15 protein-coding genes are annotated in these 20,347 nt (G+C 28.0%); 1 reads left to right on the top strand and 14 read right to left on the bottom strand.

Annotation, left to right across the window (positions count from 1 at the left end):
• Positions 1–241: 241 nt before the first annotated feature.
• The 13 genes from ilvN to NNC19_RS08925 form a co-directional block, all read right to left on the bottom strand.
• Positions 242–538, bottom strand: coding sequence for an acetolactate synthase small subunit (ilvN, locus tag NNC19_RS08865; protein ID WP_310938292.1), 297 nt, complete (start codon positions 536–538; stop codon positions 242–244).
• Entirely contained in the window at positions 531–2,237 is a 1,707-nt protein-coding gene (ilvB, locus tag NNC19_RS08870; protein WP_310938274.1) for a biosynthetic-type acetolactate synthase large subunit, read from the bottom strand. Before ilvB ends, ilvN begins: the two co-directional genes overlap by 8 nt.
• A 299-nt stretch (positions 2,238–2,536) precedes the next feature.
• Entirely contained in the window at positions 2,537–4,384 is a 1,848-nt protein-coding gene (locus NNC19_RS08875; RefSeq protein WP_310938275.1) for a DUF2264 domain-containing protein, read from the bottom strand.
• An 83-nt stretch (positions 4,385–4,467) separates the two neighbouring features.
• Positions 4,468–5,598: a glycoside hydrolase family 88 protein gene (locus tag NNC19_RS08880; protein WP_310938276.1), complete on the bottom strand. Its 1,131-nt coding sequence runs from the start codon at positions 5,596–5,598 to the stop codon at positions 4,468–4,470.
• 68 nt (positions 5,599–5,666) lie between these two features.
• On the bottom strand, positions 5,667–6,296 hold the full coding sequence (locus tag NNC19_RS08885) for a DUF624 domain-containing protein (RefSeq protein WP_310938277.1): 630 nt from the start codon (positions 6,294–6,296) through the stop codon (positions 5,667–5,669).
• A 27-nt stretch (positions 6,297–6,323) separates the two neighbouring features.
• Complete coding sequence (locus NNC19_RS08890; protein WP_310938278.1) at positions 6,324–7,157, bottom strand: carbohydrate ABC transporter permease; 834 nt, start codon at positions 7,155–7,157, stop codon at positions 6,324–6,326.
• A gap of 30 nt (positions 7,158–7,187) precedes the next feature.
• Complete coding sequence (locus NNC19_RS08895) at positions 7,188–8,123, bottom strand: sugar ABC transporter permease (RefSeq protein ID WP_310938279.1); 936 nt, start codon at positions 8,121–8,123, stop codon at positions 7,188–7,190.
• Between the two features lie 102 nt (positions 8,124–8,225).
• Positions 8,226–9,530, bottom strand: coding sequence for a sugar ABC transporter substrate-binding protein (locus NNC19_RS08900; RefSeq protein ID WP_310938280.1), 1,305 nt, complete (start codon positions 9,528–9,530; stop codon positions 8,226–8,228).
• Between the two features lie 214 nt (positions 9,531–9,744).
• Complete coding sequence (locus NNC19_RS08905) at positions 9,745–11,355, bottom strand: AraC family transcriptional regulator (protein WP_310938281.1); 1,611 nt, start codon at positions 11,353–11,355, stop codon at positions 9,745–9,747.
• A 27-nt stretch (positions 11,356–11,382) separates the two neighbouring features.
• Positions 11,383–13,176 (bottom strand): histidine kinase, encoded by a 1,794-nt coding sequence (locus tag NNC19_RS08910; RefSeq protein WP_310938282.1) that lies wholly within the window; start codon positions 13,174–13,176, stop codon positions 11,383–11,385.
• 27 nt (positions 13,177–13,203) lie between these two features.
• The gene (locus tag NNC19_RS08915; RefSeq protein WP_310938283.1) at positions 13,204–14,910 is read right to left on the bottom strand and encodes a heparinase II/III family protein; all 1,707 of its coding nucleotides are present in this window, start codon (positions 14,908–14,910) and stop codon (positions 13,204–13,206) included.
• 323 nt (positions 14,911–15,233) lie between these two features.
• Entirely contained in the window at positions 15,234–16,766 is a 1,533-nt protein-coding gene (locus NNC19_RS08920; protein WP_310938284.1) for a family 43 glycosylhydrolase, read from the bottom strand.
• A gap of 122 nt (positions 16,767–16,888) precedes the next feature.
• Positions 16,889–17,527 (bottom strand): lactate utilization protein, encoded by a 639-nt coding sequence (locus NNC19_RS08925; protein WP_310938285.1) that lies wholly within the window; start codon positions 17,525–17,527, stop codon positions 16,889–16,891.
• Between the two features lie 215 nt (positions 17,528–17,742).
• Between NNC19_RS08925 and NNC19_RS08930 the strand changes: the two genes are divergently transcribed.
• Positions 17,743–18,000, top strand: a complete 258-nt coding sequence (locus NNC19_RS08930) for a hypothetical protein (RefSeq protein WP_310938286.1) — start codon at positions 17,743–17,745, stop codon at positions 17,998–18,000.
• Between the two features lie 238 nt (positions 18,001–18,238).
• Here NNC19_RS08930 and NNC19_RS08935 read toward each other — a convergent pair whose 3' ends face one another.
• Entirely contained in the window at positions 18,239–19,951 is a 1,713-nt protein-coding gene (locus tag NNC19_RS08935; protein ID WP_310938287.1) for a methyl-accepting chemotaxis protein, read from the bottom strand.
• Positions 19,952–20,347 lie beyond the last annotated feature (396 nt).

A 20,347-nucleotide genomic window follows, 5' to 3' on the forward strand; every position in this document is an offset into this window, starting at 1 on the left:
AATTCATCTAATAACAATTAATAATAATTTATTTATGAATACTCTTTTTAATTTTATCCTAACTTAATACCCATTAATCCTATGACTTTTAAAACTTTTTTATAACTTGTCACATTTATGCCATAATAAGTTTATATAATATGATTTATAAGGTAGTTAAATCATTATTTATTCCCCCAAAAATAAGTAATGTGTTACTAGAATGACTTCCCCCTATGAAGTCATTCTTTTTTTTATTTTACTAATCATTAAGCTTAAGAACTTTATCAAGACTTTCAAAAATTGACTGATTATAATCTTGATGAATAGACACTTCAAGTACATCATAAAGCTTTTCAAGCTGCTTTATAATTTGCTCTAAAATAAAATCGTTTTTTACCAATAAAAACATTTTACTTGTGCTACCATCACCAACTCTTGTACATAATATCCCTTCAAGATTAAAGGCACGTCGTGCAAAAAGTCCAGTTATATGACTCATCACCCCCGAATGATTTCTCACAAGAAGTTCAATAAGATAAAAATTAGTATTAATCATAAAAGCTTTCACCACCTATCATTTCCATATTAGATTTTCCTGGAGGAACTATTGGAAATATATTTTCACTTTCTTTAATAGGAATATTTATTACACATGGCCCATCTTTACTTAATATTTCTTCAAGCTTCTCTAAAGGATATTCTTCATTCCCTAAATCATAACCTTCTAATCCAAAACCTTCAGCAATTTTCCTAAAACTAGGATTAGATATAAAACTAGAAGCTATATAATGTTCTTTATAAAAAAGTTCTTGCTGTTGACGAACTAAACCTAAACTATTATTTGTAAATATAATTACTTTTACATTTAGATTAAAATCTGCAAGAACAGCAAGTTCTTGAATATTCATTAGAATTGACCCATCACCACTAAAGCAAAGTATCTTTTTATCTTTATTAACTAATGCTGCCCCAATGGCTACAGGAAGTCCAAATCCCATAGTTCCAAGTCCTCCAGAAGTTAATAATGTCTTTGGCTTTATCAATGGATATCGTTGAGCAACCCACATTTGATGTTTTCCAACATCAGTAGTTATAATTGTATTACTAGGTACTTTAGAAGCTATGAACGGAATTAAATTAGCTGGATGTAAATTATCTTCATATACTGGAAGTGGATATTTTTCTTTAAAAAACTTAACTCTTTCAATCCACGACTTCCTCCTTTTAACATTAATAAATGGAATAATAGTCTCTAAAAATCCCTTAATATCTGCAACTATAGACAGATTGGTTGATTTAAGCTTATTTATTTCAGAAGGATCTATATCAATATGAATAATTGAAGCGTTAGGACAAAACTTCTGTACATTACCAGTAGCTCTATCATCAAATCTTGCACCCAAAGCCAAAATTAAATCAGCTTCATGCAAAAGATAATTTGTATAAGGAGCTCCATGCATTCCAATCATTCCAAGATACAATTCATCATTATGAGGAAAAGATCCAAGTCCCATTAAACTCAATGCCACAGGAATATTATTCTTTTTAGCTAATTCATTTAAATTATCAGATGCTTTTGAATTAATTACCCCTCCACCTGCGTATATTATAGGTTTTCTTGAATTATTTATAATTTCTGCCATACACTCAACTGTGGAAATATTAAATGCTTTTTTTGTAGAGATATTTTTCTGTTCATGGATACTTTCTATATTAACTGAATGTTTTTTATCTTGAAATTGTTCTACTTCAATTATTTGTGTTTGTATATTTTTAGGTATATCTATAAGTACAGGCCCAGGCCTTCCATCATTAGCAATTCTAAATGCTTCTGGGATAACAGTAAAAAGTTCATCTATATTTCTAATTAAAAAGTTATGCTTGGTAATAGGAATAGTCAATCCATATGCATCAACTTCTTGGAATGCATCAGTTCCAATAGCATCTAGTGGTACTTGACCAGTTATTGCAACAAGAGGAATAGAATCAAGTTTAGCATCAGCTATAGCTGTAAGAAGATTAGTAACACCAGGTCCTGATGTGGCAAAACATACACCTACTTTATTAGTAGTTCGTGAAATTCCTTGAGCAATAAATCCAGCACCCTGCTCATGACGAGCCAATATATGCTTAATTTTACTATCATATAAAGCATCATATATTGGTAAATTAAATCCACCTGGAATGCCAGAAATAAATTCAACTTCTTCATTTTCTAGTAATTTAATAATTATTTCAGCTCCATTATATTTCAAACAAATCACTCCTAACCGTATACTTTAGAAATCGAATCCATATATTAGATTGCAATTCAATTTTTAATACTTCATGTTATAAAACTTTTATTATTATATGCATTTAACAAACATTTTAATTTTTATTCTTTACTAAAAACTAGTTAAACAATTTAAAATCTATCCATACCTTAATGTGTAAAAAATATAAAACCATCTTCATCCTATAATTATAGGTCGAAAATGGTTAATCTTATCACCATATAAATTTGTATAAAAAAATTATTTAGGTGTTTTCCACTATTAGATTTTAAAATACTTTAACATATCTTTACATGAACTTCTTTTTCTTTAAACTTAACAATAGCCAAATTTCCTCTAAAGGTTACAGTAGGATTTTGTCCTAAATCAAAATCCTTAGAGACATTCGTTGCACCTAAAATAGCTGAAATTAAAATATTCCTTCCTGGATTAATTTGTCCTATTAATGTTGGTATAACAGTACGTGTATATAACAGATTAGTATTTGGTTCAGGTGTAATCATTTGATTTTTTTGATTTCCACTACAATCTATGATACCTGTAATACAATTATTAAATTTGTAAAAAACCTTATCTTGAAATAGAATTTCTTTCCCCTCATCAAGGGGTGCTGCAAATGCTCCTTCTGCAGTATCTAATGTACGTTTAGTATCAATAACATGTATTCTCACATGCCATGGGAACAAAGGAATAATAAAGCTATTTATTATTACATCATTCCAAGGTTTCCAACATGATTCAATATAATCATTCTTAATATCATAACTCTCACAACCATAACGTGTTTTATAATATCCATCACATTCAGATAAAGCTAAAGAACTATCAAATGCTCCTTGTTTTAGTAATAATCTCCCTTTAGGTATACTAAATCCAAAAGTTGTTGAATATACGAATTTTTCATATTTTGCATCAGCATGAGCATGTTCATGAGAATGTTGACCAGATGTAAATGCTTGAACTTCTTTCCCAGTTTTATCATGATAAATTATCATTCTAGGACCTTTTTGAATACTTTTATCTTTAAAAGGTAAATCCTGTTCCTTTGACAACCAAAATGGATGATCATCAGGTACTGCTAAAACTAAAAATATCTTTAATGCCCAATATGGAGAACCAGGGGCATTATACCCTTCTGCCATATTTAAATTTTCATACCCATATCCTATATTCAAAAGTCCATCTGGTGAAAAAATATCTCTATTAAACCAATATCTTAAATTTTTCATTACAATACCTTTTATAGTTCCCCAAGGCAATGCCTCTACATTTGCATAAGCTAATGCTGACCAGAAACATGATTGAGCAAATCTATAAGTTAAACTTCTTCCAAAAGGTATAGCTGGTCCATCTATTGAAAACCAATCTTTATAAGTTTGTGCAAATAATATTGCACGTTCTTTAAATACCTCAGATCTTTTCGGATCTTCCTCTTCCATTGCTTTTGAATAAATTAAACCGTAATAATGCATTCCAAATGGAATATAATAATCTATTTGATTTTCATATCCATCAAAATACCAACCATCATTTAAGTAAAATGAATCTATTTTTTCCAAGTCTCTCGAAACTATTTCTTCAGACCATGGTCTTCCACACTTTTTCATAGCGATGTTTACCAGAACCCTAAAAAACAACCAATTAGTATCTGGAATTTTATGATAATTAATTTGAATTAACCAATTATACAAATTATCTTTTTCTTCATTATCTAAAGCATCCCAAAATATATCCTTAGATAATATTAAAGATAGAGAAATTGAGGCCATTTCAACCATAAGTTGATCGTAATCATTAACTTTTCCAAAGTAACTCTCACTTTTAGGATTAGTCCCATCTATTAATCCTTTAACAAAATAGCCAACTAACTCTAAATCTTTTTCATATTTTAATGTAGAAAGAGGACCTATTCCCCATAAAGGTCTTAAAAAAGCTTCACATTCTCTAACCTCCTCATTATAAACTGACCCGCTAGTTCCTAGATTTAAATGTCCAGGCTTTTCTTCTTTTAAAAATGGTATTAATGGCTCTATTATACTTAATAATGCTTCTCTTAAATTTTTCTTATTTTTTAATGGATTGTCCTTAAGATTTTTATTGTATAATCTTATATTTTCTTTAACCATATTAATCTTCCTCAATTCATCATAATTATAATTAAATCGCAGTATTCTATATTGAATAATGCGATTTAATAATTATTTAACTTTTACCAAAATAATATTTTTTTATTGTTTAATCTTGCAATTCCTTCAGTAAAGAAGTAATCACCATATATTATTGGAATATCTATATTTTTTTGTTCCGGAAAATGACCAGTAGCATGATATATCAATCCTTCTTCTTCCATATTGTCTTTTGTTGCACATTCATAGTACAAATCTTTTAGCATATTTTCTCCAATATCTTTGTATAATGAAACCTCAAATTCCGAAACATGCTCACTTAAAAGTAACAACCCACAAGCAGCTATTGCTGCAGCTGATGAATCAGGATATCTATATTTCCTTTCTCCATCTTCAGGAACCCTAAAATCCCAAACAGGATATTTTTTACCATTCATATTTGTAATAAAATAATGTGCCGTTTTCTTAGCTGCATTTAAAAATTCTATATATTTAGTATATTTATATGAAATTGTAAGTCCATAAATAGCCCATGCAGAACCTCTTGCCCATGCACTATTAGCAGCAAATCCCTGCCCTCCAAGTTTTTCTAAAACTTCACCAGTTTCTGAATTGAATACAACCATATGTTGAACAGAACCATCTTCTCTTATAAAATTATTTAGCACCATCTTTCCATGACTTTCTGCAATATGCCTAAATCTTGGATCTCCAGTCTCTTCTGATGCCCAATATAAAAGAGCTAAATTCATAATACAATCAATAATTACAACCCCAGAATTGTCTTTTTTGCCTATCCAAGTATTCCATGCACGAATATAATTTCCTTTTACATTAAATCTTCCTGCTAAGAGATTTGCTGCAAGTAAAGCTCTTCTTCTAGATTCTTTATTCCCTGTTATTTTATAATTAGCTATACTACTTAATGTCCACATAAACCCCATATCATGATCTATTAATTCAGTATCAGTCAGCAAATAGTCCATCTTTTTTTCACATTCTTCTGCTGTAATTTTAAATTTTTCATTCCTATTTCCTAGATATACATACCATAGTATTCCTGGCCAAAAGCCTGCTGTCCACCATTGTGGCTTTTCTAAATCATAATGTTTATTTTTACTTACATGAGGAAAATTAGCTCCAATTCTTTCATTACTTAAATTAATTTTTTCCTCTATAAATTTCCATGCTTCCTCTATCCATTTTGAACTCATTAGAAATACTCCTTTTAAATAACATTTTCTTTTACTCATACCATCACTATAAAAAATCTAATACATAACTATTCTTCTACATAAAACATGCTCTTCTTAAAAACTGCTATAAATATATACGAATTAATAAAAGCATAAAATGCAAAACCAACAAATATCATAAACAAAATTGTAAAAGGGAAAATTATAAGTATACTTATAAATATTAAGCTAACTATTGTAATTATGAGGCTATATGGCAAATATCTTATTGAAAGGATAAATGCATCTTTAACTGTATCTTTAATGGTTTTGTTAGACCTTGATAAAATAGGGAAAATATAAACTTCAGTAAATAAAAATATAAAAAGACTAAATAACACTAGGCATATTGCAATATACCCTGTAATGGATTTAAATTGTATCCAAAAAATTATATTCACTCCAATTATAAAAAAAGCAAATAAAATTCCAAACCAAAGAATTGTAGCCTTTTTAAAATTCTCCCTAAATGATGAAAAAAAATTCTTAAACAAATATCCTTCTGTTTCATCCACAAGTTTTAATGTTACATTATATAAAGCTGTTGTTGATGCCCCAATAGTTACAATTGGAATACTGCAAATTATCCAAAGAAAATTTATTATCATTAAATCTGAAATTCTGCTCATAAATCTAAAAAAAATATTATCTGGATTAAATAAACCATTTATATTCAAATTAATTCCTCCCCAGTATTTTACCTATTATCCCTTTATTCCTGTAGCTGCAATTCCTTCTACAAAAAATCTTTGTAAAGCTAGAAATATAATAAGTACTGGAATTAATGAAATTAATGATGCTGCCATTATAAGTGAATATTCTGCAGAATATTGAGATATAAACATTCTAAGTCCAATTTGTATAGTTTTTAGTTTCTCTGAGTTAATATATATTAATGGTCCCATAAAGTCATTCCATACACCTACAAATGTAAATATTGTCAAAGTTGATAGTGCTGGCTTTGAAAGTGGTAACATTATTTTTGTATAAATTTTATACTCATTATAGCCATCAATTCTAGCTGCTTCCATTAGTGAATTTGGTATTGACATATAAAATTGTCTCATTAAAAATACTCCAAAAGCTGAAAAAGCTTGCAGTAAGATTAATGATAAATGAGTATCATTCAAGTGCAATCCTCTCATCATTATAAATTGTGGCACCATATATACCTGCCAAGGAATTGCAATAGTTGCGATATAAACTAAAAATAAAACATCTTTAAATTTAAAATCTAATTTTGAAAATGCATATGCCGCAAAGCTACTAGTAAACAATTGTAGAAGTGTGATAATAACTGTTAATTTTGTAGTATTAAAAATAAATGTTGCAAGAGGAATTTTAGTCCATATATCTATATAATTCTTCCAAACCGGCTTGCTTGGTATCCATTCAAATGGATATTTGAAAACATCTTTATTTAATTTTAACGATGCAGATACCATCCATACAAAAGGTACTAACATTAATATAGTAAGTACTATAAGCACTACATAAATTAGAATTTTTGAAATTAATTCTTTTTTCTTTTTATTCATTATAATTTAACCTCCTGTCCTTCAATGGTTTTATTGGACATAATTAACCCATTTTTTCTCTGCTCTAAATTGAAATATAGTAATTACCAATACAATCACAAATAATACCATAGACATAGCACTAGAATATCCATAAGAGAATTCCTTAAATGCAGTATTATAAATATGATATACCAAAACCATGGTAGAACGTCCTGGCCCTCCTTGTGTCATCATATAAACAAAATCAAAAACTTTAAAACAAGATATTGTAAGCATAATACTGACAAAGAAAGTTGTTGGTGTCAGCATAGGTAACGTAACATTCTTAAATTTTTGCCACGCACTTGCTCCATCTAAGCTTGCTGCTTCATATAACTCTGATGGAATTCCTTGAAGAGCTGCTAAATATATGACCATATAATACCCCATATTCTTCCAGACACTAACAAAAATAATTACTGGCATTGCCCATGTAGTTGATGAAGTCCACCCTGGTGGATTTGAAATCCCAATTGATGTTAAAAAACTATTTACAATACCCATAGTTGGATTAAAAATCATATTCCATACCACAGCTATTGCTATTAGTGATGCTACATAGGGAAAGAAAAAAATAGTTCTAAAAAAATTTCTTGCAAAAATCTTTTTATTTAATAAGATAGCGATTCCAAGGGAAGCCACTAATGTAAGAGGTACAGTTCCAATAGCATAATAAATTGTATTTAATATTGACATTCTAAAAGTTGAATCTTCAAACAAATGTTTAAAATTATCTAAGCCTGCAAAAGTAATTGGATTAGAACCATCCCAATTAAGAAAAGCCAATGCAAGTGCAAAAATCATAGGTATTAATGTAAAAATTGCAAATCCTAAAAAATTAGGAAGTATAAAAGAATATGCAATCAAGTTTTTTTTCAATTCTTTTTTGGACATTTTAGTGAATAACTTTTTTTCTCGAATATTCATATTTGCTTTTATTTGCATATAAATCGCTTAGCATAAGCTAAACATGTCCCCCCTTTGTATTTAATTTAAGCTTAAGGGGCCATAATTTTGACCCCTTAAATTTCTATTGTTTCATATATATTATTTTTTCAATGCTTCTGAAACACGTTCTCCCATTTCTTTTAATCCAGCATCAACACTAATACTTCCTGTCATAATAAGATCATGTTCTTCATTTAATATAACTTCAATTGCTGCACTTTTATCATTTACTGGCATTTCAAGATAAGTCTTTGCTGTCTCTAGAGCTTTTTTACTCATTTCATCTGTTGGGAATCCTTCTGTTGAAGATATTGTTTCTATAACATTCTTACTTTTAATCGCAGGTATTGTCCCATTTTTGGCTATTATATCTGCACCTTCTTCTCCAGTGAAAAATTTAATAAAATTCCATGCTGAATCTTTTTTTGAAGATTTTGAATTAATTGCAAGTGATGTAATAGTACCTATTGTTGTACCTGGTTCAACTCCATCTGCATGAGGATATTTCACAACTCCCCAATTCATATTAGCTGTACCACTTTTTTTATCTGATATAAGTTGTCCTATAAACCATGACCCCATAGGCAACATTGCAGTTTGATTATTTTCAAATACACCTGAATAATGTATACTTCCTGTTTTTAAAGATGAGTAATCCATCATCACTTTATCATTTTGCATTTTCAAAGCCATTTCATAATATGGTTTTAAGAAAGAATAATCATTTTGAATTATTGTATTTTTACCATCTAACACTGCTGGTAATTGAACAGTTGACCTCCATGTATGATCATGAGTACCATAAATTCTATTTGAACCTTCTCCAGATGCAACCTTTTCAGCAAGTTCTTCATATTGTTTCCAAGTCATATCATTAGTAGGATATGCTATATTAGCCTTATCAAAAATATCTTTGTTATAATATAAAACCCAAAAATCATTTCTAAATGGTATTGCATATAATTTATCACTAACTTTTAATTGTTCTGCTGTTCCGGAATATGCATCTAGATTTATACCATCTTTTGAAATATAAGAATCCAATGGTTCTAATTGATTTTTATTTACCATAGATGAATACCCTGGAGTATCCTTTACTGTAATAATATCAATATCATCTGATCCTCCTGATAACATAACAGAAAGCTTATCTTGATATTCTGCTGACGAAATATCTAATAATTCAATATCTACATTTGGATTTTTAGTTTTATATGCATCAATTACAGGTTGTAAATATGCCGTTTTATCTTTGTCCCATACTGCCATTTTTAAAGTGACTTTTCCAGAAGAGTCTGCTCCTCCTTGAGTATTATTAGATTCAGAGCTACTTCCACACCCTATTAATGCTGTTACTGTTAACGAAAAGGCTACAACCATACTAACCAATTTTTTAATTTTCATTATTCCTTTCCCCCTTACTTTTAATAAGTCTTGTATTGGTTTACAAATCCATTATATATAAACCCAATATTTATAAGAATAGACTTTTTTTCTATTTCATTCACTTTTTCATATAATTCTAATAATATTTTCAAAATCACTTTTTTAATAGAACATATACTTTTTTATGATTTCCATTACAAATTTTCAATCTATTCTTTTTCTCATCCATATGTTAAGCTTGTTTTTGTGTATATTCTTTGGGGGAATATCCTGTAACTTTTTTAAATACCTTGCTAAAATAAAAAGCACTTTCAAAACCTAACATACTTGAAACTTCATATACTTTATAATTTTCTTTTAATAATAGTTCTTTTGCCTTATTAATTTTTATTTGCGTAATGTATTCTGAAAAACCTATATTACAATATTTTTTAAATAAAGTGCTTAAATAACTTGGACTAATGCTGTACATACAGGCAATATCATTTAATGATAATTTTTCTTCTAAATGTTCATTAATATATTTTTTCACATGATTAATTGTGTTATTAGTATAATTTTTCTTTCTTTCTTGTAAGTATTCACATAACTTATCTCTAAGTAATTTAATCCAATTAATAATTTGTGCAACATTCTTTTTTTGATATATACTTTTATATCCATCTACCTCTGTACAAAATATACTGTTAATACAATCTTCTCCATTAGGTAATAAATTTAAGCAAAGGTATAAAATATTGCAGGCACAATCAAGAGCTTGCAAATATTTAGTATGTTGTTCATTACATATTCTTATTATTTGTGAAAATATCCTGTAAAGTTCTTCTATATTATATTCTTCAAAAGCTTTTACAAAATCTTCTTTAAATAAAGATAAATCAAATGTGTCATTTAAATAACTGGATTTTTTAAATTCAGAATAAAGTGTAATATTTCCTCTATTAATATTTGAATTATAACAATGTCTTGCCTCTTCAAAGGAAATATCTACAGATTGTAACTTATCATAGGAATTTCCAACTCCAATTTTAATTTTTACATTAAAGTATTTATAAATCATTAAACAAACTTTTTCAAGAGACGAAAGTACTAATGTATTTATATTCTCAATTTCAGATTTATCAAAGCAACAAATAATTACAAAATGCTTGTAATCAAGAGAAAGAATAAAACACTTTAAATACTTACCTACTATTTCTTTAAACATGTTTATTGTACATATATACTGGTTTAATATTTTCTCATTAGATAATACTTCTTCATCATCTCCACATATTTCACAAAAACATGATAAAAATCTATCTCCATTTAAATCCAGTTTCAACTCCTTTACTTGCATAATCAATTGTTCTTCACTTTCGAATAAATTATATAAAAGTTTCACAAAAAATTTTTCTTCAAAAATATGAACCCTAAGCTTTTCTTCATATAATACATTAGAATCTTCTCTTTTCTCAGTTATTTTTTTAATTTGAATTAAAGCTCTTCTTATAGAGTCCTTCAGGATATTAGCATCTAATTCCAACTTAATCAAGTAGTCGATTACATTATATTTAATGGCTTGCTTAGCAAATTCAAATTCTTCATAACTTGTTAAGATTATAAATACTGGAGGATTTTCAAAGTTCTCTATGCAATATTTAACTAATTCTAATCCATCCATAATTGGCATTTTTATATCTGTTATCACTATATCAGGAATATTAGATTGAATTATATTAAGTGCTTGTTTGCCATTAGATGCAGTACCAACCACCTCAATTTCATAATCTCTCCAATTTAACATAGCTTTGACGCCAATTTGAACTAAAGGCTCATCATCAGCAATTAATAATTTAAACATAGATACTCTCCTCTTTTAAAAATAATCTTATTTACCTCTTTGGTAAGGAATCATAATTATAATTTTAGTGTATTGATTAATTTTACTTTCAATATTTAATCCATACTCACTACCAAATGTTAATTTAATTCTTTCATGAACATTGATTATGCCAATATTATTGAAAGAAGTTTTGCTAGTAGCTTCTTTTGAAGTAAGTAATTTTTTCATTTTCTCTTCAGGTATGCCAATACCATTATCAACAACCTCGATTCTTACCTTGTTATCTTCAATATTCTTAATATTAATATCAATAATTCCTTCTACCAACTTTGGCTCTATTCCATGAAATATAGCATTTTCAACAATAGGTTGTAATGTAAATTTAATAATATTACAGCTATACAACTCATCTGACATAACATTATAATTGACAGTAATACTTCCACCATATCTATACTGTTGAATTGTTATGTAATCTTTTAACAATTCCAGTTCCTCTTTTATTGTAATCAACTCTCTAGTTCCTTTTGCAATATTTCTTAATAGACGTGCAAGAGATGTAGTCATTTCTGGTATACCTGTAGCTTTTTGTATTGTTGCCATCCACTTAATAGAATTTAAAGTATTATAGAGAAAGTGCGGATTTATTTGACTTTGAAGCATTCTAAATTCTAATTCTTTCTTTTGTTTTTCATCTGAAACTCTGGATTCTATAAGATCTAAAATATTTTTTGATAAGATATTAATACCTTTACCTATAGTTCCAATTTCATCTGAACTCTCTATAAAAGTATTTCTTGAAAAATCACCAGATGAAATTTCAAGTATTTTTTTATTAATTTTACATATAGGATTATTAATCATTCTATTAAAAGTATATGCTAGAACACTACCTAGAGAAAATAGCAGCACTATGATAATCAAAATTAAAGGAAGATAAGTACTTCTTTTCACAAAGAATTGCTCATTAGAAATACTTTGAGCTATATACCATCCACTTAAATTAGAAGTATAACTAACAACAGTATGTGATATTCCCTCTTCATCTTTAACTATATAATAAGAAATATCTTTATTATATATGGTAGTATCTTTTTTAACTACTGTACATTCTGGTGATATTTCTTTTAACTTTTTATCTTTATATAAATAAATAATGTTATTTACTATAATATATAATGCCGAATTTTCCTCAAGTTTGTAATCTTCTAAATAGTCTGTAATGATACTTGTATTTACTGAAATATATACCCATCCTTGAACATTTAAATTAGCATTACTATATACTGGACGAATTATTGGTATTATATATAAATCATCATCTCTCTTAAATGGATCTTTTTCTAGCCCAATCCATTTTAAATCGCTAGATTCTATTAATTCTTGAAAGTATGGAACTTCTCTGCTTGTTTTTCCATCAGAGAGAAACCCTTCGTTGTTGCTATCTAATGTCTGTAATAAAGCATTTTCAGGATTACTGATTATTAACCTTCCAACATAATTACTTGCCCTTGAATTAAGTAATTCCTCTTGAAGTCTATAATAAGTATTCAATGCATCTCTACCAGAAATATTGACTGGAGCATTTGATACATAAGAGGAAATTAAAGTATTAGTGCTACACCACCTTGCTAAATTCTCAACATTCTCCATATTATTTTCAATATTTTTCATAACTAATTGAAGATTTGAACCAGTAGATTGAATTATATTCTTTTTGAGTAAATATTGAAATGTAGAAAAACAAAAATAAGATATCAATATAGTCGTAATAATTGTAGAACACATTATAATTATAGTGATACGATTTTTAATTGTCTTTGGAAAATATCTATTCATACCATATCCCTCTTTTTCATTAGAACTTCATATTGTTTGATAATAAAATTTAAATGGGATTACTAATTCTTTATTTTTATTTTGTATTATCAATCCTAATCTATATATACTTATCATCTCATTATAATGATTAAGCACTTCTTCTTTCTCTATAGAATAGCTAAATTTATTATAATCATATAATAATATAATTTTTCCTTTTGTTCCCTTCCAGATTATTTCCCCTTCCTTAATTATTTCAGGTTTTATATAACTTACAAACCCTTCATTCACTGTGGTAATATCTCGCCCCACAATAAAATCTTCTATTGTTAGAACCTTATTGTAATTTTCAAACTTTGCTTTTCTATAGAATCTATCTAACTTCAACAAAGGATATGCCAAAGTTAATTCCAAATGAAATTCTATGAATTTATCAGTAATACTATGTTTAATAACATTACTTTTGACTCCTATTTCTTTTTGTTCACACTTATTTATAAGTGGAACAGAATGCCAATAAGATCTAGTGTGATTATAAGTGTATCTCTCATTTCCAAAATACCCTTTTGTATATGCTCCTGCTCCAAGGTCTGTTAATATTATTTCTCCATCTATAGCAAGAATAAAACTTCCTATATCATTATGATTATGTGGTTCATTATTATTGCCTCCTTTTATTGCAAAAAACATCTTATTTTTCCTATGAACCATCCATTGTGCATCATTAAAATAACAAGATATATCAACTAACTTCCAATTTAATACATTTCCGCTTGTCCACCATAAGTTTCTGCTTATGTGAGCCCATCTATAACAATGATCAAAATCAAAAGAACTTATACTTTTAATTAGTGGCACTTTAATATCATATTTATTATGTAAATATGATATTAACCCTGAAGGCAAAATTGTATCTGGAGGTACATCAGAAAAGGGAACAAATACTTTTTCTGAAATTTGAATTTTTTGTGGTAAGCTTGCTATAGCCTTAATCTTACTAATATATTTTTCATTATCTTTTTTATATATTTCCATCCTTAATGCTTTGTAATAGTTATAGTATCCAAATCCATACGCCCAATATCCTATTCCTTCTAATGTTATTCCATCATTTCCAAATCCTTTTATATAACAATCTAATGCATTTTCAACCTTCTCTAAAATAAACTCTTGCATTTTATCTTTTTCCATTAATAAAGCAACTATTCCAATGCAACTGCCACAAACTGCACTCCAATTATGAGTTGCAGTTTCCCATTCCCAATTTCTGTTTATAAACGGTAACAATACCCTTTCTCTAATCTGTTTCTTTATATGATTACATAGTAATTTATCTATTTTATCTTTGTGAATTATTAGAATTTCACATAAAGTTTGTGCTGTTTCTGCTGAAAAGAGATCAATTATTTTTGATGATTCATCTTGAAATTCATCTTTCCCATATGGTAAATGAGCAACTAAACACCAACTAAATTCATTTGATATATTCCATAATAATTCTTGAAAATAATTTATAGCTTTCTTTGAAATATTCCATTGTAAATATAATCCTAATGCAGTTAATTGTTTTCTTCTTTCAAAATATGCCTTTTCAAACTCTTTTCTACTTCCATCTTTGTAAAAATGTACATAACTATTATACGGAATGTGTGGTATACCCTCTTCAAGTATAAATTCCACATACTTTGAAATATCATTTATTAATGGTGCATTAACATAATTTTTTTCTATTATTTTATTAAAATACTCCATTATTAATTTTTTCCTTTCAAAATTACTGTAATTTTACTGCCCCATTATATTTTACTTAAATGTAAAAATATTACAAATGAATTTTCTTTTGATTTTATTTACTTTTTATCAAAATTTCAGTAAATATTTTAGCGATAATCTTATTTTATGAAAAATCATGTATTTTTTCAATATTTCATATACTTTTTTATCTTTACAACTTTTATGATAATAAGAAAATATATGTTATAAAAAATAAAGGACTCACCTTCCATTAAAAAAGTGAGATGTTAATTACACCTCACCCTTTTCTATAATTTTAGATTTAAAAAATTTCTGCAAAATTAATCATTTAATTTATTACCAAAGACTTTAACTTCCCATAATTGAGGCGTGTACCAATTATTGGTGGGATTATTGAAAGGTACAGCAGACTGCATATCAATCTTTACATATCTACCTTTTATACTAGATAGCATATCAGATGTAAATCCATAAGTTGTATTATCCATCCTATCTAATGCTAGAGTATAGTTCACATCATCATAACTAACCCAAATTCTATATTTATAATACGCTTCTGAACCTTTATATAAAAACCAAGAAATTTGTACATTATTTAATTCATATCTACCTCCTAGATCAACCTTCCACCATGCAGGCCAATTTCCTGAACTGCCTGTGGTTAGCCAATTGGTATTGTAGTTGCCATCATTTGCATTACCTGCACTAGACCCAACTGCTACATTAGACGCTGTGGATGGCTTTCCTTGAGAAATCAATGTACTTGTTTCAGGAATAGTTATAACACCAGTATTTATATCAATCTTATACCTATCATAGTATTCCATAGAAGCACTAGTCCCATCTAAAGTAAGTGGCATCCAAACATACGTTGAATCTCCTAATTTTGAGGATACCCATCTATCTGAGCACATAATATATGAAGTTTCTTCAGTTCCTTGTATTGTTGCAATAAAAGCTGATTGTGAATAAAATGTAGATGAATTCCCTAAATTTTTAGGAGTTGACCATGGTCCTTCAATTGAAGTGGCTGTAGAATACATAGCTTGATTTGGATACCAACCAGTAGCTGCTGATGTAATAAGATAATATATTCCATCATTCTTAGCTATAACTGGTGCTTCTCTATATGATGTTGTTGTACCATCATATACCATATTTAATTCTGAAGCTATGCTTAAGTAATCCTCTGTAAGCTTATAAGTCCTCATAACTTTATTTACACTTGATGAAGAAAATAAATATGCTGAACCATTATCATCTTTAAACACAGTCATATCTCTTGAATCATTATTATTGGGACGAAAGCTACCTTCATATACATAATCTCCATCTATAGTATCACTAGTAGCTACTGCTACTCTTGCCAAATTATAATTCATTGCATTTTCATAATGCATCCACATTACATACTTTTTAGTTTTTTCATTGTATAAAATTTTAGGTCTTTCTATTTTACAACTTACTAATTCTGTATCTTGTTTGCCATTAGTACCAAAAGAAGTTGGTGTAAGAATATATTTATCAAAAGTCCAATTTGTTAAATCTTTGGAAGTATACATAGCTACATTTTTAAATGTTGACTTATCATGTGATTTGTCTTCACCAATCATATAGTATGTGTCACCAACCTTTATCATATCTCCACCATGTGCTTGAATTTTATCACCATTATTATCATACCAAAACTCACCACTTTTTATCTCATTAGTTTCTGGATTAGTTGTTACTGAAATCTCATTCATGTTAACGTTTTCACCTTCTGCATAAGCAGACATTTTAGATGTAAAAAGTGAATATAACATAAAAATAATTACCAAAAGAAATGACATTATTTTATTCTTTTTATACATAAATTTCTCTCCTCTAATTTTTTTTACTTTTAGTACCATTTGCAATTTTTTAACATTTCACTTCACTTTTGTAACAGCAGCTCCTCTTTTACTTCTGAAATTCAGCATCTATATTTTTTTATTTAGAAACCTAATTCATCTGCAACCATAATAATTGTTATCCTACCTGGTTCTTTACGCCCATTTTCTATTATTCCTGTATAATTACATACAGAACTTTGAATTTCACATTTCATACATCTTCCAGTCTTAACACAAGGTGCATCATGATGAACCCTTGTTGCATTCATTGGAGCTATCTCTTTTATTCTTTTAAAAGCTTCCTCTAAATTTTCCACTACTTTATTTGCCCCTGCAACTATAATTACTTTTCTAGGCCCTATAATCATAGATGCAACCCTATTTCCTGATGAATCAGTATTAACAAGCTCTCCATTCCTTGTTATTGTATTAGTGCTTGAAATAAAATAATCTGATAATAATGATTGTCTATAAAGCTCATACATTTCTTCATATGGCATCTTTTTAAATCTATCAAAAAACTTATACTTTTCACTTCTAAACTCTTCTATTATGTTCATAGCCTCAAGAGTTTCTGAGCCACCTACAGATATGCTTGAACTATATGGTATTAAACTTAAAATTTTCTTCTTAGCTTCTTCTTTATCTTCAGCATAGTAACTTATATAACCTTTATCCTTTAATCTCTCCACCATCTCTTTAGCTATTAATTGAAATTTTATTTTTTTATATTGATTCACTTTTTTATTCTCCTTCTACAGATTTTACATAGTTTATTATTATTCCATATCCTTTTTTATTATGTCAGTTATTATATCCTAGATCCTTCTCATTGAATTTATTTACCCTATATAAATAATACCTATTAGAATGACTTCTCCACAATTAAATCATTCTTCCTTTGCTAAAATCGGACTAAAGTCCTAAAAAAATCGCGCACATAGTCCTATTTACAATGATTGTTGGAATACATAAAATTAATTTAAGAAGTACAATAGGATATCAAGTTAATTATAAAAATGTATTTTATCAACTTTATATGAAAGAAGGGGAAATGATGAATAAAAAAAGATTTTTCTCAATAATAATGTTCTTAATACTAACTTTTAGTTTAGTAGGATGTTCAAAAAGTGATACTGAAGTTCGTCTTCAGCAGCAACTACAACAAATGAAGGATACTCGTGACTCTCTGGAAAAAAGTTTAACAAGATAGGAGTTTCTTTTACATATATTTATCTATAATTTAACTATAGTTTTTTCATTGTCACCTAATTTGTTTCCATGAATTTTCTTCCTGTTAAGAAAGAGATGTAAACATATTTCAGCCTGCCAGCTATACTGGACGAACCAAAAGAGAATTTAGCACAAATTATACTAAATTCTCTTTCTCTTATTTAATCTCTATAAATGATACTTGAATAAGAAGCACACTCTAATAATGTCTTTCTTACCTATATATTAAACTTCTGTACTATATTATTAAGTTGTTCTGCTAATTCAGATTGTGCTTGTGCTGATTTTGCTATTTCCTCAATTGCAATAACAGTTTCGTTTACACTATTTAATATTTCTTCTGAACCTGCTGCTGTTTCCTCAGTAGTTGCAGAAACATTTTCAATAGCTCCACTAACTTGTTTAATAGAATCTGCCATTATCTTTGTTGCAGAAGCAACTTCACCAGACATATTGCTCATAAATTGTGAATCTTTTTCATATTGAATAGCAGTATCTATTAAAAAGTCATAATCCGCGTTAACAGTATTATCCATAAAATTTAGGACCGCTTGTGCATTTTCTGATAAGTTATTAAATGCATAATGCACTTGATTTATGAAGTTTTGAATATTTGACACTGTTTCTCCTGATTGTTCAGCAAGTGTTCTAACTTCTTCTGCTACAACAGCAAACCCCTTTCCTTGCTCTCCTGCTCTAGCTGCTTCTATAGCTGCATTTAAAGCAAGTAAATTCGTCTGTTCTGCAATATTTCCAATCGCTTCTGCCATAACTTTAATTTCATCAACTACTTTTCCTTCCTCTATAGCTTTAACTATTTTTTCATATGTCTTTTTATAAATTGCTTTTGATACTTCTGATGATTTTATTCCCTTCATCTTTACTTCAATAGCACGTTTTTGTATTTCTTTAGCAGACTTATCTCCTTCAGTCGCCTTACTTGAAAGTTCTTCTGTATTGGATGTAATTTCTTCTGTTGAAGCACTAATTTCTTCTGTAGTTGCACTTAACTCACCAGTACCATTTGAAATTTGTTTTACCGATTCATTAATAGTTTCCATTTTTGATGAAATTTCCTCTATAGTTGCTGATAATTCTTCACTTGAAGCATTTATATTCTCTGCTCCACTAATTACCCCTGAAAGCAATTCTCGCATGTTGCTTACTCCCTTATTTAATGAAGCTGCCATATTTCCTAATTCATCATTCTTAGTTATTTCAATGGTTTGAGATAAATCTCCATCAGCTAATTTATCCGCAAAATTTGAAACGACTTTTAATCTTCTTATAATCATTATAGAAATTGAACTACCTAATACGATTGCAATAATGATACTTACTATAAGAATTGTTATTATGATAGTTAAAGAAGAAGTATATACATCCATACTATCTTTATACTTATTTTCAGCCATTTTCATATTAAAATCAATTTCTTTATTAAGAGTAGTAAACATATTCTCTCGAATTTCAGAAGCCTTTGGTAAAAATGCTACCGCTTCTTCATAATTTCCTTGTTTAACATATTCTATAATTTTTTCACGTGCAATACGATAATCTTTAAGAAGAACTAGAAAATCATCAAAGTTTTGTTTTCCCTCATCTGTGGTGATTGTTTTTTTATAGCTATCAACTATTTTGTCATCTTCAGTCTTTAATCTTGCAATGTCATTAGATATAGTTTCAATATTCCCTTTATTCTTTTGATCAATAATAAGTAAAATATTTGCACGAATTTGTAAAAGATTTATTTTTAGCGAATTTATATCACTTATAGATGTTAAACGTTCTGTATAAATATTATCAAGATTAGAATTTATTTTTCTCATATTTAATATTCCATTAACCCCAATAATAACCATAAGAGATACCATAACAAGAAAAGATACCAGTAACTTCTGCCATATTTTAACACTTTTAATATAATTCACAACTTTCCCTCCACTTTTTCACTTTTTTATTATTTTTACTAAAAACATCAGAAAATTAATAACGATTTTAATTCTCTATTAAAACTATCGTATTAATATCCAATTTTTATAGTTTTTTAAAAAGAATAATTATCAATTTCTTTTGGTAATGAATATTAATTACTCATAAAATGTAAATTTATTCTTAATTTTGCTAAAAATTATTTGTGGAGTCTAAAAACTTAACTATTTATGTTATTTGTTAAGTATTAAAATTGGATTTTTAATTTGGCATTTATAAATATTCTTTTTTAAAGTAAAAATTTAGAAACAATTTCATTTAATCAATTATCATTAATAATCCATTAGTTGTAAGAACTTTTTCAGAAAATTTTCTCATTATTCCATCATCAAATT

This window comes from Clostridium sp. SHJSY1, assembly GCF_031626875.1.
Classification (GTDB): domain Bacteria; phylum Bacillota; class Clostridia; order Clostridiales; family Clostridiaceae; genus Clostridium.